Raw genomic sequence first — 14,799 nt, forward strand, 5'->3', positions numbered from 1 at the left:
ATGCGCCTGCCTGCGTTCGCAAGCGGCGAAACCATTAAACCGAAACGCTTCGCAAAGGTCTAGGCTTTGTCTAACGCGAATTGCAAGTCGGGAATCGGTTTGCCGTCGATATCAGAGAGTTCAAAATAGAATCCCCAGGGGCCGTCGCGTTTGCTGATTTTGACCAGAAAATGGTTCCATCCTTGAAACAACTTAAAATAATGGATGTCCGCAGCGGGCCGGGGTTGAAAATAGCGGCGCTGCGAAAACATCTCTTTGTAATTCAAAAAGACTTTCACATCGCCCGCGCCGCCAAACTCCAAACGGGCGGGCAGTTCACGCGCAGAATATACGCTGACATACGCATACGCCGCGCCCGAATCGCCCCCGTACGCGGACGCGAAATTGATGAACCCATTGTCGAATGTGTTCTCAGCCCAAGCGATTTCGCCTTTGGGAACTTTGTAGGTTTCGGTCACGTCGATATCGACTTCGGGCGGCAGCAACGCCGAGAACGCCTCGCCGCGCGCATCGGAAAACGGCCCCACCGTCATCCACTGTTTGATAAAATCATGCCCCACAGGCAGTTGCAATTCGCGCCGCAGCGGCATGCCGTTCCATAAGCCGGTAATCACCGCAGGCAACAAGCGGCGGCGCATCCACAGGTCTTCGGCAGGCGCTACAGAAAACTCCACCCGATGCCTCCCCTGCTGCATGGCCGCTTCATCGGGCGCCAACGGGCCGGTGGATTCCACTTGCCATTGTTGAGGCGGGTCAAGCGCAACCCGGAAATCTAAATCGCCTTTCACCGGGAACCGCGTCTCGACCGAAACCGTAAACGGCGCAGCCTGAGGCGGCGCGGGGCTGGCCTTGGCGCTAATGGTCAACGGCGCAAAGTCGCCCACGATCAAGGCGGAAACCACCGGGTCCGGGCAACGGCGCAAAACGTCTTGCAAAAAACTGGCTTCTTCTTTTCGCGCTCGCTCAATCACATCCAACAGCGATGTACGCGAGCGTTTTTCTTTCTGATCGCCTTCTGAAGCAAACGAATCCGCCGGGCCGATTTCAAGTAGAAACCCGCGCTCTTGCGCGTCTAACGAAACGGCTTCGTCGATGCGTTTTTGTAAATCCCACAACTGGCTGCCGAGTTCCCTGGCGATGGATTCTAACGGGACAATGCGCCGTGTCGATTGCGCACACGCCCATTGTGCGCGGCGTAGCCAATCCTGGTCATCCAACGTCAACGGGCTGGTTTGCAACAACACCGGGACCGCCAGCCCCGATTCAGCCAACCCTGCAATTCGGGCGCCGTCTAACGCGGCGGTTTGAAGCGCGTCGCCTCCGCCCTGCATTTCGAGAAAAATGATTTGCGGCGAACGCAGCCTGTTTCTGACCCGAAACGCCGCGTTGCCTGCGCTTGAGTTGATGGGTTCAATGTCGCAATAGGCGCCAAAGTTCACCGCGACTTTCGCGGCGAGATCCACGCGCACCCGCCCCCCCTGATTTGACGCATACACGCAAATCAATTCGTCGTCTTTCTTGAGCGCGCGCGGGTAGGAAAACTCAAACACGCGCGAGCGTCCGCTGGTGAAATCCTGACCGACGGCGGGCTTGCCGTTTAACAACACCCGCAACACCGCCGCGTCGGGGTCGCCCATCGCAGGCGGGCGAAAGGCGATTTGTTTCAACCGGGCTTTTCTGGGAACCGATTGAACCCGCAGGCGCGCGGTCGTCTGCCCGGTTTCCGGCGGGCGGGCCGCATCCAACATGAAGGTATAGCCGCCGGATTGCAGCAACGCGTTGGCCTCAGCCGCGCCGCCCACCATCGAAGGGCCGACGATAAAGCGTTCGTTGTGTGGATCGTAGCCCGCGCCAGTGAACGCCGACTGCGCCCACCACAGGCTGGCGTCATTCAATACGTCCCAACCGTTTTGAATATGCGATTTTACGTTGACCGCTTGCAGCGCAGCGTTGGGGTATCCCGCCAAAATCATCGACGCGACATCCAGCCCCGGCGCCCACGAGCGCGGCAACACGCTACCGCTTGATTGATCGGCAAACCCGCGCCAACGCGAGACAATGCGCTCGTCGCCCAGCGGCAGGTTCCAACCAATAGACTGCAAGAAGCCCGTCCCCGGCAACGCCCCCGGCTGCACGGTTGGCGCCTGGGTTTGTGAATTCACATCAAATTCATTGAGAAAAAATTCGCCGTTCCATAATTGTTGAATCGCGCGTTGCGCAATCTGGCGGTAGGTCTTGCGGCAGATAGATTGAAACTCAAGATCGCCCGCCCACTGGCCCAGTTCTTCGCCGATGCGTAAGGCGCCGAGATAGAGATCAATATTTTCAAGCGACGTCGCATGGCGCGACGCATTGCCAAGCAGCACCGGCCCCCGGGGGACGCCGCCGTCTTCGGCCTGTTTCGCCAGCCACACAATCGCCGCGCGCAAGTTAGGAACCATATCTTTTAAATAGTCTTCGTCGCCTGTCTCGAGATAGGCGTAAAAGCCCGCCAACACAAACGCCGAGGCCGACGATGCGCGCCCTAAAAAACCGCCGGGCGCATCGTTTGAATCCAGCCCCGACAAAACCGACCCCGCCGCGCTCGGCGCCTCTCCGTCCGACAATTGACCGTCCGCCAATCGCAGGAGTTGGTCTTTCAACAATGCGGGGAACTCGAGCGCCAACATCGGCGCCGCCGCCAATAATTCTTCGGGCGAAGCCAGTTGGCCGGGATACTTGGGGTCCTGCCCTAACAGCCCCATCGCGTTATTATCGAAGTGAACGGTAGAAGCCGCCAACAGCCCAACGCCGTTCAAAAGACGGGAGACAAACGCCTCCGGCAGACTGGACGAATAATATTGCTGCTGCCACGCTTCAATTGTTTCCAGCCAGCGCTGCCAACGGCCTTCGGCGGCCTCGGCGGCTTTTTGCGACGACTTCCAGCGCTTGGCATAGTCCACGCCGCGCTCATCGCCATTCAACAAGTTCCAATGCGGCATCCGCCAGGCAAACACAAACACATAATCTTTGGCCTCGCCGGGCGCAATGGTTTGCTTCATCGAAACCACCGCTGCGGGGCGATGCTCTGACTGCGCCTCAACCTCCGCCGTTTCGGCCTCGCCGCGCGACAACACGCCGTCTTGCGAAAAATCATCCAACAGCGCATCCATGTTTGTTGTTGAAACCAACGGCGCAATCGAAACTTCGGCGCCGTCTTGCTCGATTGCCGCCAGGGTATATTCGCCCAGCGCATTTTGTTGAGCAGGTTCAACTTTATCTTTGGATTCAAACCCCATCCCAACACCCAACAGGCCGCCGCTCTGAAACGCTTCGTGCTTGCAGGTTCCTGAAAGAGAAATCGCTTGCGCCGCGCCGCCAATCCCGATCCCGTTTTGCCAACGGACCGCGATTGCAACCTCAATCGGCGCCAAGGTCGGGTTTTGGACGCGATATCGCAACGTCAGCGCCGGGATAGACGATTCATCGAGGTCGCCGGAAACGTAGGGCGTAAAAGCATTCAGTTCGACGCCAACCGGTAGGCCGCCGTCCGCGTATCTTGCCTTCGCCAGTGGGAACCCGCCGCTGAGCGAAACCGACTCCACCCCGCGCTCACCGATATGCAGCCACTTCGCCTGAGACGCGCTCGCGCTCTTCACATAGACCGCCGCAGCGCAGCCCGCAGGCGCGTTGATGGGGTGATGGGGGTTATTGTTGATGGTTATGCGGTCCCAGCGCCCGTCTTCGCGAAGCAGCAGCGAGCCTGTCCCAACGCCGCCCAGCAAGACATCCGCAAAGGCCGCCGCGTTGGCGGAAATCAATAAAAATACGCACAGAATAATTCGCAATGCGCGGCTAACAATCTGGTTCATCATCGTAACAAAGGTCCAATCAAATATCCGGCTTCTTATGTATTGAAGATAGTACATTGTGGCGAAAATGGCGATTTTCCAACAGGGATGCCGCAGTTCCCCTTACGATTCAGAACATAAAGGCGAGGGGGCGTCACATCGCTAGCGTTGGCAGCAGAGGAAAAGCCCTCTTTTTTTAAGGGGGGTGGCGCGTCAGCGCCGGGGGGATCAGGGTTCAAGGATCGGTTTTCATTTTGTCAGAATCAGAATGACCAGGATTTTCAGGATGAACAGGATAACAGAGTTTGAAATTTGAAGCCTAATGTGCGACGATGAAGGTTCGCTTTGTTTATAGATTCGACGCCGCATCTGATTTGGAGACCATCCATGAAAATCACATTACGCATCCTTCTTCTTTTCGCCTGCATTTCATTCCTATTTAACGCAACCGCAGCGCCCCGCATCGACCTCAGCAGCCAGAGCCAGTGGTCGGCGCTGCATGATGTGAGCGCGTTCTCGCAAAGCGAACCAGGCTTTGCGTTTGAATGCACCGGGGCCGACCCCTATATTCACACGCAGCCGTTTTCCGCTTCCAGCGACGACTACAAAGCCATGCGCATCCGCCTCAGCGCCAGCGCAGGCTCGCAAATACAAGTGTTTTGGATCAGCACAGACAACCCCGGTTATTCAGAACCCTTTAGTGCGCGGGTGGAACTCAAACCCGACGGCAAGCCGCATGAATACGTTTTGTCGCTGGCAGCGAACCCGAAGTGGACGGGAACCATTACGCGCCTGCGCCTCGACCCGTCCGACACCATGAGTAAAGTCACGCTGCATTCGTTTGAACTGATCGACCGCATCGGCCCGCGCATCGAACCTATACGGTTCGCTCCCGCCGCGCCGTTCGCCAACCTGGGCGAACCGTTGCGCGTCCGAGCGCGGCTGCGCAACGCGGGAGACCAAGACGGAAGCGTGATTGTAAAACTGATTGCGCCGCCGGAAATCGAAGTCATCGGCGCCGCCACCCGCAGCGTTTCCATCCCGCCCAATCAAGAGACTTACGTCGAGTGGCGAACGGCGTCTCATCAAACCATTGCCGCGCCGTTACGCTGTGAAATCAATTCCGGCGGGCCATCCATGAATACTGTCGCCCGCTGGTTTGACGCGAAAGTTCCCGGCGCTTTTGAGATGAACGCCGACGACTGGCGCGCGCGGTTTGTTTTGGCTGACGGCGGCGCCCAGGCGATTGAACTGAGCGCGAAAGTCGGCGCCCAATGGCGCAGCGCCGCCTGGTCGCCTGATCTCGGGACCGTCAAGACGCAAACCCATCGCGGCGAAACCCACACCCTCACCGTCGCAGGCCTCAAGCCCGTGCAGAGCGACGCCTCCAGCATTCAATTTGAAACCAAATGGCGCGACAAAGACGGCGTCCATTGGCGCTATTCGCTCGAAGCGAGACGGATCAAATCTCCGGTGGACGTATTGCAGTTTGACGTTGCCCTACAAGGCGACGGCGGGCGGCTGTTGTATCTGAGCGGGCCGGAATTTTACCCGGGCGAGCGCAGTTTTGGCCGCAGCAAAGACCTCGCGCTATTGCCCGGCGTTGAATATCTCGACCGCTATGCGGTTTCATCCAGCGACGAAGTAGCGAGGCCGCCAGTACGCGACCATTACCGCCCGCATCCCTACAAAATCACTATTCCATTGATGGCGCTTACGCAAGACAATCTTCTGATATCGCTGTTATGGCCGCCGAAATATCCCTGGTCGCGCAATGAGCAGACGCTCTCGCCGACCTTCGCCGTTCCCAATTGTTTTGATGAACAAAACAACCATCGCTTCGGCGTGTTTGCGCCTTCGGTTCCCAATTATGTATTAGAAAACGCCGACGCCGCGCATGAGCCTTACATCATTCAACCCGGCGAAACCGTGCGCCTGCAATATGCAATGTATTTGACGGAATCCAACGACCCGATTGACGCAATCGACGCCTGGACGGCGCTCTATCAACGCAGCGAGTTGCCGCAGCCCATGCAGCCGCCGCGTTCATACGAAGACGCCATCCGCGTCAGCCGCGAAGCCTACATGACCACCTGTTGGGACGAAACAAAAACCGGCTGGGGTCACTGCGCGGGCTGGGCGGCAAGCCCGTCTGGCGGCATGTTGGCGCTGCTTGATTTCGACCGCTTTCTCACTGGAGACAACGACGCAGCGCTGTCGCAACGCATTGAGACAGTACGCAATCACATTCTAGAAACCCAGGGCGAAGCGGGGCTGGCGAGTCCTGCGGGCTGCCACGTCATGTTCGAGGAGGCGGCGTTTTATTGGGGCGTGGTTGAGCAATCGCTGCCGGGTTGGAAACGCGCGGCGCAACGTCTCGCCAACGCGCAGGACCTCGACGGCAGTTGGGGCTTTGGTCCCAACAAACCCGAACAAAAAGACCTGGGCGAAGCCGGCGAAGTGGTTTCGGGCACCATCGCGCCCAACGCCATGCGCCTGTTGCGCTACGCCCGAATCAGCGGCGACGTAAACGCGGCGTGGACAGGCTTCAAAGCGCTCAAAGCCCTGAACGCCCTCCGCGTTCCTCGCGGGTCGCAAGGGTGGGAATGTCCTCTCGCCGCCGCCGACGTTATGGTGTGCGGGTACGCCGCCCGCGCCAACCTCGACGCCTACCGCATCACCAACCAACGCGCTTATCTCGATGAAGCAGTCTACTGGGCGCGCGCCGGGCTGGCGTTTCATTACCTGTGGGAACTCGACGACCGCCCCTTGCAGCGTTATGCCACCATCCCCATTTTTGGAACCACCTTCTTCACGCATAGCTGGCGCGGCGTTCCGGTGCAATGGTGCGGGCTGGTCTATTCGTATGCGCTGCAAGAACTGGCGCCGTTTGACGACCGCTACGACTGGCGCATGATCGCCGAAGGCATCATCAACAGTGCGCTTTGGCAGCAACTCACCGACGGCCCCTACGCAGGGACGCTGCCCGACAGTTACGGCGACTATTGCCTCACCGCGCGCGGGGCGTACATCAATCCCGAAAACATCATGACCAACCTACACGCGCTGCACGGCAACAGTTTGGATATCGAAACGGCATTCTTTGAAAAAGCCGCGCCCGACGCGCAACGCGTCAGCGCCAACGCCGCAATCAGCGACCCGAAGCGCGATGGCGGCAAGTTATCGTTTTCGCTTTCATCAACCCCAGGGCGCACGACGAGCATTCTCATAGCGCCATTGCCACAAAAGCCGGAGTCGATTTATCTCAATGGCGAAGCGCTGCAAATGAAATCGGATTCAGATCAAAGCGGTTGGTGGTTATACCAGGAAGACGGCAAGCATCTCATCATCACCATCAAACAACAAATGCAGACAGATGTGATTGTGGTTGAGTAACAAAAAAAATCGCGGCGAGCGCTCAAATCAGCTCGCCGCGATTGATTGTCTTTCTGCGCTTAATACGAAATGAAACTGGGAGCGCCCGGCTCAATGCTTTGCGGGCGGCCCTTTGGCCCCATCAGCTGAATGCCGATCTGGATGCCGAAGTCATCGCCAAGCGTCGGATGGTTCTCATGCTCCAACTCAATCGTACCGAAGAAGTCATACATATTGCGCATCAGCCCGATGGTATTGCGGCGGAAGCGCTCTTCATCGAGGTCGAATCGCATTTCATAAAACAGCGCCCATTTGTTGGAGACGTCCCAATTGAGGCGCACCGAAGCGTCTTGTTGCTCATTCAAATTCAAAAACGGATAGCGGAAGGTGTAGTAGCCAATCGACAACCGTGCACGATCCATGATGTTGAACTGCGAGAAATAATATTGCGACCGCATTTCTTCGTCGTCGATGTCATAGCGCAGGTTGCCGCCCAGCGTCCACCAGGCAAACGGCATGATGGCAAAGTCATGCAGCAGGTCAGAAAACCGCTGGTCGTTTTCTTCGGCGATGTCTTCATAGAATAAAAAATTGTCGAAGCGCAGGTTCTCATCGGGGAACACTTCATACGCAAACCCCACCGATGCGCGTAAGAAATCAGACGTCGCGCCATTGGCGTCTTTGCCCTGGACGCGGGCGCGCAACATCGTTCTCACGCTGTGCATCTCGGCGCGAAAATCATCAAGCGGGTCTACATACGGAAAACGCCCGCCCGCCGGGGTGGTTAGTTCTTCCAGGTCGGTATCCGGCAGGTAGTAGCCATATTCAATCGCGGGTTCAAACAAGACGCGCATTTTTTGATAGCGGTCTAAGAACGGGTCAAATTCCATCGTGCGCCGCGTCGAGAGGTTCATGCCGGTCTGCGCCATCAAGCGCGACTCGGAGCCAAAATCAAACCGCTGCAGCGACCCGGTCAGCGGATCGTTTGACAACCGGTGCGCGTCCTCATACATCGTTGCGCGGTAGCCGATCCACGGCTCCAGCGTGAAGCGTTCGGGCAGGTAGAAGGGATACGTTACTTTGCCGTCGGCGTCATAGCGGGTGAATTTATCGACGAACTCGGTCTGTTGATAGAGCGTGTATTTATCCAGCGGGAAGGTGATTCCCTGTTCGCGGTTGTAGCGGCCATAGTCAAGCGACATGCTGCCGTACAGCCCGGTGTTGAACAAGTTGGTTGGATATTGTTCAGCGTGGACTTGGGGCTTGCGTTCAATATACGGCAGCCCGTTTGAATAAAACTCATCCAATCGCAGGGCGCCGGTGATGCGCACGCTCTGGTCGTCGAAGCGCTTGGTCAGGTTGATGTTTGAGGTCAGGTCGCGTTCCGACTCGCGAACGTCCATCTGGCGCACCCGCTCAGGCGAGCGGTAATCGTCGCGATATTCAGAGTCGGAAAACTTGTGCCCCTTCACGGTAAGGCGCATGTCGTACGGCAGTTCCTGGGCGTATTCCACCGCCATGTGATAGCGGTCGTCGCCGTCAAAAATGCGGTCGTTGTCAGGAGCTTCTTGTTTGATGTGGTAGCCGTAGACCTGGCCTTCGGGGCCGTATTCACCGTCAATATCCCATTGGAATTTCGCGCCCTTACCAATGCCCGCCTCGGTGTGGTAGTCGCCGTAGAGGTCGATCATATATTCGTCGCTGGGGACAATGTTGACTTTGTTGAACGCCACAAAGCCCAAGCGCGAATAGTGCGCCGCCCAGATGTAATAAGCCACCTTGTTTTCACGCAGCGATTGCGAATAAAACGGCAGGTAGGCCATCGGCATAAACTGGGTGTAAAACACCATGTCATACAGCCAGTAGCGGGTATTGGGTACGACCACCAGACGGTCAAACTTAAAGTAGTAATAAGGATGGGGCAGATCGTTTCCGGTCACGCTGCCGTTGAACAGGGTATATTCGCGGATGGTCTCTTTGCCGTCGACGGTTTCGAGCGACCCCGCCTGACGCGGTTTGTATTCAAGCCGCTCGCCTTTGAAATAAAAACCTTCGTTCAGTTCGGCGTCGAGCACCGTCCACAAGGTGCCAGTATCGTTTCTCAGATCGGCCCACATGCGGTCGCCGCGTAGAATGCGTCCGTTTTCCCACAATTTCACATCGCCGGTGGCGCTGAGAATTTCGTCAGTGGACTGATATTCGATCACATCGGCGGTGATGGCGGTCTTGCCTTTGGAGAGCGTCGCTTGTTTGCCTGCGCTGCCCGTAATGATGAGCGAATCGCTGTTGACGACGTACTCGACCTCGCCCTTGATGATTTCAACTGGCGCGTCGGCGGCGGTCGAGAGAAAATCCTGTGCGGCGGCTGGCAGCGACAACGCAGCCAGACATATAAATAACGTAGAGAACCGAATAGACAAAATCACTTTCCCTTCAAACCCGTAACTCGCAAACGAAACGGGAGATAGGCTTTTCTACCATGCAAGCGCCATGCGGTCAATCGCCGGGCGAATTTTGATTTGATTTTTGGGGGCGTCTTCACTGGCGCCTGCGTCCACACAAGCGTAAAAAAAGCGCCCCTGTAGGCAGGGGCGCTCGCTGGTAATCACACTCAATACAGAATCGAATGGGCTGCTAATACGTTCCGCTCAAATCGCTGCGCATGTAGGCGCGTTCTTTCTTGTGCCAGGCGACGTTCGCCATGTGCGGCCCGCAAACAGCCGAGTGGCCCACCTCAACCGGCGCGTTCGGGTTTTTGCGCGACTTGATGCAATCCAGAAAATTCTGCGTATGCGGCGCGGTGGGGATACTGCCTTCGATTTTCATCGCGGGCTTGGTGTCGTATGTCATTTGGTAGGGGTTGTCCATGTTCCAAGGTTCTTCATAAACCTCGGCGCCCGAGTCGTTGATATTGATGGTGCCGTCCGTGCCTTGGAACTGAATCGTCCAACCGCTTTGGTATTTGTTTGTGTAATTGAGAGTCCAAGACGCCTGGAACGAACCATAGTCATAAATGGCGGTAAAGATGTCGGGGGTCTCGGCGCCAGTCATGCGATACACGTCGCCGAAACATTCCGCTGACTTGGGCGGATCGCTGTCCATAAACCATTGCACGACGTCCATCAGGTGGGTGCCCTGGTCGGTGACGTTGCCGCCGGAAAACGGCCAGAAGTAGCGCCACTCGCGGTATTTCATCGGTTCAAACGGCACGTTCTTTTTTGGGTAGCAGAACGCGTCCCAATCGAGATCATGCGGCAGAGGCGAGTTATCAAGCGGATGCGAAAGCACCCAGTTCCACCAGGCTTTGACCATATATATCTTGCCGATTTTTCCGTCTGAAATCAGTTTTTTGGCTTTCATCACCGTTTCTGAACTACGGCGTTGCATGCCGATCTGAACAACTTGGTTGGTGGCGCGCACCGCCTGCACGGTGCGGTAGCCCTCTTCGATAGTGTTAGACATGGGCTTTTCGCAATAGGCGTCTTTGCCCGCTTGCACGGCGTTGATGAGTTGGGTGCAGTGTTGGTGTTCGGGCGTGGCGATCAAGACGGCGTCGATGTCTTTTCGCTCTAATAGTTTTCTGTAGTCGCGGTAATTTTTGACGCCGTCGTCAAGCATATTCATGGTTTCAGCGGCTTCGGCGTCATAGATTTCGCTCATGGCGATAAACTTGGCGTCCTGGCGCAGAAAATCGCGCATCACGCTGCGTCCGCGTCCGCCCGCGCCGATGATACCCATACTGATTGAGTCATTGGCGCCGATGACGCTGCTGGCGGCGACCATTGGCGCGCACATCGCGGTAATGCTGGCGGCTGAGCCTTCTAAAAACGAACGGCGGTTTACTTCCGGCTTTTTGTTCATCCTAATATTCCTTTCAAATGAATACCCCCGCCGCAAGCAGCGGGGTATCAAATCAAGTATTTATAGTGCTTGTCAGAATACTATGCGGATTGATCTTTCATAACTGTATCCATCGCTGAGCCCTACGGGCGCGCTTCAGGTACATACTATTTGACAAACGCTTTTGAAGCCATCTCAAAAATACTTGACCTTCGCTGCGTTTGGCATGTGTACAACTTTGCTCGCTTCAGTGCGGGCTTTCAGGCCCTTTTGCACAGGCGCTCCCAGAGTTGCACCCATGCCTGAGACGACTTGTCAATTTTTGATCGGTCGGAATCCCATTTCGTTATCAGTATTTTTGAGATGGCTTCAAGTAATCTTTGCGCCCCAAGGGGCGAGGAATCAAACCTGATAACCATTCAAAGCAACACGCCTAAACAGAATATGCGTTTGAGTATGGCAAAAAATCAGCGAAGGATCAATGAATCAATGAAATTTTATGATTGCGACTGCATTTGCTCCAGCAGCCAGGCGGGCATACGCTGCGGGGCGAGTCGTCCGTTCTTGAGCGCGGTGCAGACCATCTTGGTATAGCCGCGCGCGATCTCTTCCCGTTCGCCGTCTTTGTTTATGCGCGTGATGGTATAGGTAAAATCCAGGAAGGCTTTTCCGCCCGCTTCGACGCGGGTTTCAATGTCCAGCGCGTCGCCCAGTTTGGCCGACAACAAATAATCGGCCTCGGCGCGGCGGCAGACAAACAGGCAGTTGCGCTCCTCAAGTTCAGGCAGAGTGAATCCCGCCGCCTCGACATACAGAGCGCGGGCGTATTCAAACAGGCGCAGGTAGTTGGCGTAATAAACCACTCCGCCCGCGTCGGTGTCGGCGTAAATGACTTTGTATGGAAAGGTACGCGTGGGAAATGACATAGCCTCGCTCTGACTGTTCGAGATATTGCACTGGCGGGTTAAGAACCCACCTTACGGTTATTGCACTGCTGCATGTTGCGAGTGTCGTTGCGAGCGAAGCGACGCAACCTGCCTGCGGCAGGCAGGTCTCGTATTCGACAGAACAGATCGCATCGGTCGTTATACTCCATCGCGATGACGCGAATGATAGAGAGAGCGACAATATTGTCCCTTCTCCCCCTGGGAGAAGGATAGGATGAGGGTTGAAAAATTTGTGAATCAGAAGCCCTCACCCCAACCCTCTCCCAAAGGGAGAGGGAGTCTGGCAGCCCCCGCGCTCACGATGACGCGATCCTTAATTCACAAGACAATCGCTGCCATCAAAATCAATACTGCAACGCGTTAGTGCAATGGCTCCAACGCATGTTTCATCACGTCTTCCATTTCTTTCATAAAATGGATTTTGATCTTCTTGCGCACCGCTTCGGGGATATCGGGCGCGTCCTTGCGATTGTCGTCAGGCAGCAACACCGTCTTCATATTGGCGCGGTTGGCCGCCAACACTTTTTCTTTGATGCCCCCCACCGGCAACACCTTGCCGCGCAGGGTGATTTCGCCAGTCATGGCGAGGTCTTTTTTTACGGGACGCCCGGTCAGCGCCGAAATCAACGCAATCGCAATGGTGATGCCCGCCGAGGGGCCGTCTTTTGGAATCGCGCCTTCAGGAACATGAATGTGAATATCAAACCGTTTGTGAAATTCGCGGTCGAGTTGCAGCGAACGCGCCCGCGAGCGGGTAAACGACAGCGCCGCCTTGGCCGATTCCTGCATCACGTCGCCCAGTTGCCCGGTCAGAATCAACTGCCCGGACCCCGGCATGATGGTGACCTCGGTGGTGAGGGTTTCGCCGCCCACGCTAGTGACCGCCAGCCCGGTCGCGCAGCCCACACCGTTTTCTTTTCCGTATTCGGTTTCACGATAGCGGGGGATGCCGAGCAGGTCGTTAACCATTTTCGGCGTTACATTAATTTCTTGTTCTAACTGGTTTGACGCGGCCTTGCGCGCCAACTTGCGGCACACCGAGGCCATTTCGCGCTCCAGGTTTCGAACGCCCGCTTCGTGGGTGTAATCGCGCACCACTTGCAGAATTGACTTCGCGGAAAATTTCGGCTTAAAGCGGTTGAGCCCGTGGTTCTTAATTTGTTTGGGCAATAAAAAATCGCGGGCGATACACGCTTTGTCTTCTTCGGTGTAGCTGGGCACTTCAATAATTTCCAGCCGGTCTTTCAACGCAGCGGGTACGGTATGGCTGACGTTCGCGGTCGCAATGAACATCACGTTTGAGAGGTCGAATTCAACCTCCATATAGTGGTCACTGAAGGTGTGGTTCTGTTCCGGGTCGAGAACTTCCAACAACGCCGACGCCGGATCGCCGCGAAAATCCATGCTCATTTTGTCGATCTCGTCGAGCAAAAAGACCGGGTTGTTTGACTTCACTTTTTTGAGCGATTGAATGATGCGCCCCGGCATGGAGCCGATGTAAGTGCGGCGGTGGCCGCGAATCTCGGCCTCGTCGCGTACGCCGCCCAGCGAGATGCGCACAAATTTGCGCCCCAACGCGCGCGCAACCGAACGCCCCAGCGAGGTTTTGCCCACGCCCGGCGGTCCAACAAAACACAAGATGGGGCCTTTGAGATTTCGCTTCAATTTGCCAACTGAGAGAAATTCTAAAATACGTTCTTTCGGTTTTTCGAGGCCGTAATGGTCGGCGTTGAGGATCGCCTCCGCCTGATCAAGTTTCAGATTATCTTTGGTCGATTTCTGCCAGGGCAGGTCGCACAACCAGTCGAGATAGTTGCGCACCACCGTCGCTTCGGGCGACAGCGGCGGCATCCCGTTCAAGCGCTCTAATTCTTCCAGGGCCTTCTCTTCGGCCTCGCTGCTCATTTTGGCGCGCTTGATGCGCGAGCGGTATTTTCCGAAATCTTCGCCGCCCTCTCCATCTTTGCCGAGTTCGCGCTGCAAGACTTTGATCTGTTCTTGCAGGTAATATTCTTTCTGCGAGTGCTCCATCTGTTTACGCACTTCGCCTTTGATTTTGCTTTCGAGTTCTAAAATTTCCAACTCATCGTTGAGCATTTCACCCAAATATTTCAGACGGTTTTTCGCGGTCGCGGCGGCCAACAGTTTTTGTTTGTCTGATACTTTAATGACCAGTTGCGCGGCGATGCCGTCCGCTAGTTTCCCCGGATCGTCGACATTCATAATCGACAGCAGCGTTTCCTGCGGCACTTTGCGGTTGAGTTTGATGTAGGTTTCAAACTGGTCGCGGACGTGGCGCGACATCGCCAAGACTTCCGCCCCAACGTCATTAGACGGTTGAATCGGCTCAATATCCGCGACGAAGAACGGCTCTTCCGCAGCCACGGTTTTGATGCGAACCCGGGCCACACCTTCCACCAACACTTTGATGGAGCCGTCCGGCAGTTTCAACATCTGCATAATGTTGACCAAGGTGCCGACCGAATAGAGTTCTCCGGCCTTCGGCTCATCGACTTCCATTTTCTTTTGCGCGGTGAGAACGATCTGCTTGTTGCCCTGCATGCCCGCTTCGAGCGCCGCCACCGATTTCGGGCGCCCGACAAATAGCGGCATAATCATTCCAGGAAAAATCACCACATCGCGCAGAGGCAAAAGCGGAAATTCAGACAACGGCTTGGCGACGGGTTTCTTTGCTGCGCCTTTTTTGGCTGCTGGTTTCTTGGGTTTGGCTTTTTTGGTTTTAGACGCAGTTTTTTTGGTTGTTTTCTTTGTGGCTGTTTTTTTAATAGGCATAGTGACTCATAGGT

General features: G+C 56.0%; 7 protein-coding genes. 1 reads left to right on the forward strand and 6 read right to left on the reverse strand.

The window, feature by feature from the left end:
- Positions 1 to 59: 59 nt before the first annotated feature.
- Positions 60 to 3,854 (reverse strand): GH116 family glycosyl-hydrolase, encoded by a 3,795-nt coding sequence (locus P9L94_19035; protein ID MDP8246186.1) that lies wholly within the window; start codon positions 3,852 to 3,854, stop codon positions 60 to 62.
- 363 nt (positions 3,855 to 4,217) lie between these two features.
- Between P9L94_19035 and P9L94_19040 the strand changes: the two genes are divergently transcribed.
- Positions 4,218 to 7,226 (forward strand): hypothetical protein, encoded by a 3,009-nt coding sequence (locus P9L94_19040; GenBank protein MDP8246187.1) that lies wholly within the window; start codon positions 4,218 to 4,220, stop codon positions 7,224 to 7,226.
- Between the two features lie 59 nt (positions 7,227 to 7,285).
- Here P9L94_19040 and P9L94_19045 read toward each other — a convergent pair whose 3' ends face one another.
- The 5 genes from P9L94_19045 to lon all read right to left on the reverse strand — a co-directional run bounded on the left by P9L94_19045 (position 7,286) and on the right by lon (position 14,785).
- Complete coding sequence (locus P9L94_19045) at positions 7,286 to 9,625, reverse strand: hypothetical protein (protein ID MDP8246188.1); 2,340 nt, start codon at positions 9,623 to 9,625, stop codon at positions 7,286 to 7,288.
- A gap of 54 nt (positions 9,626 to 9,679) precedes the next feature.
- Positions 9,680 to 9,820: a hypothetical protein gene (locus tag P9L94_19050; GenBank protein ID MDP8246189.1), complete on the reverse strand. Its 141-nt coding sequence runs from the start codon at positions 9,818 to 9,820 to the stop codon at positions 9,680 to 9,682.
- Positions 9,821 to 9,839: 19 nt separating this feature from the next.
- A complete protein-coding gene (locus P9L94_19055) occupies positions 9,840 to 11,066 on the reverse strand; it encodes a Gfo/Idh/MocA family oxidoreductase (protein ID MDP8246190.1) in 1,227 nt (408 codons plus the stop codon).
- Positions 11,067 to 11,542: 476 nt separating this feature from the next.
- Positions 11,543 to 11,971 carry a thioesterase family protein gene (locus P9L94_19060; protein ID MDP8246191.1) on the reverse strand — a complete coding sequence of 143 codons (429 nt, stop codon included), beginning with the start codon at positions 11,969 to 11,971 and terminating at the stop codon, positions 11,543 to 11,545.
- A 381-nt stretch (positions 11,972 to 12,352) separates the two neighbouring features.
- On the reverse strand, positions 12,353 to 14,785 hold the full coding sequence (gene lon / locus P9L94_19065; protein ID MDP8246192.1) for an endopeptidase La: 2,433 nt from the start codon (positions 14,783 to 14,785) through the stop codon (positions 12,353 to 12,355).
- Between the last annotated feature and the right edge of the window lie 14 nt (positions 14,786 to 14,799).

This window comes from Candidatus Hinthialibacter antarcticus, from assembly GCA_030765645.1.
Classification (GTDB): domain Bacteria; phylum Hinthialibacterota; class Hinthialibacteria; order Hinthialibacterales; family Hinthialibacteraceae; genus Hinthialibacter; species Hinthialibacter antarcticus.

Bases quoted from the DNA above. Each gene is read 5' to 3' on its own strand.
- P9L94_19035 (MDP8246186.1), bottom strand. From the start codon at position 3,854: ATGATGAACCAGATTGTTAGCCGCGCATTGCGAATTATTCTGTGCGTA.
- P9L94_19040 (MDP8246187.1), top strand. From the start codon at position 4,218: ATGAAAATCACATTACGCATCCTTCTTCTTTTCGCCTGCATTTCATTC.
- P9L94_19055 (MDP8246190.1), bottom strand. From the start codon at position 11,066: ATGAACAAAAAGCCGGAAGTAAACCGCCGTTCGTTTTTAGAAGGCTCA.
- P9L94_19060 (MDP8246191.1), bottom strand. From the start codon at position 11,971: ATGTCATTTCCCACGCGTACCTTTCCATACAAAGTCATTTACGCCGAC.
- lon (MDP8246192.1), bottom strand. From the start codon at position 14,785: ATGCCTATTAAAAAAACAGCCACAAAGAAAACAACCAAAAAAACTGCG.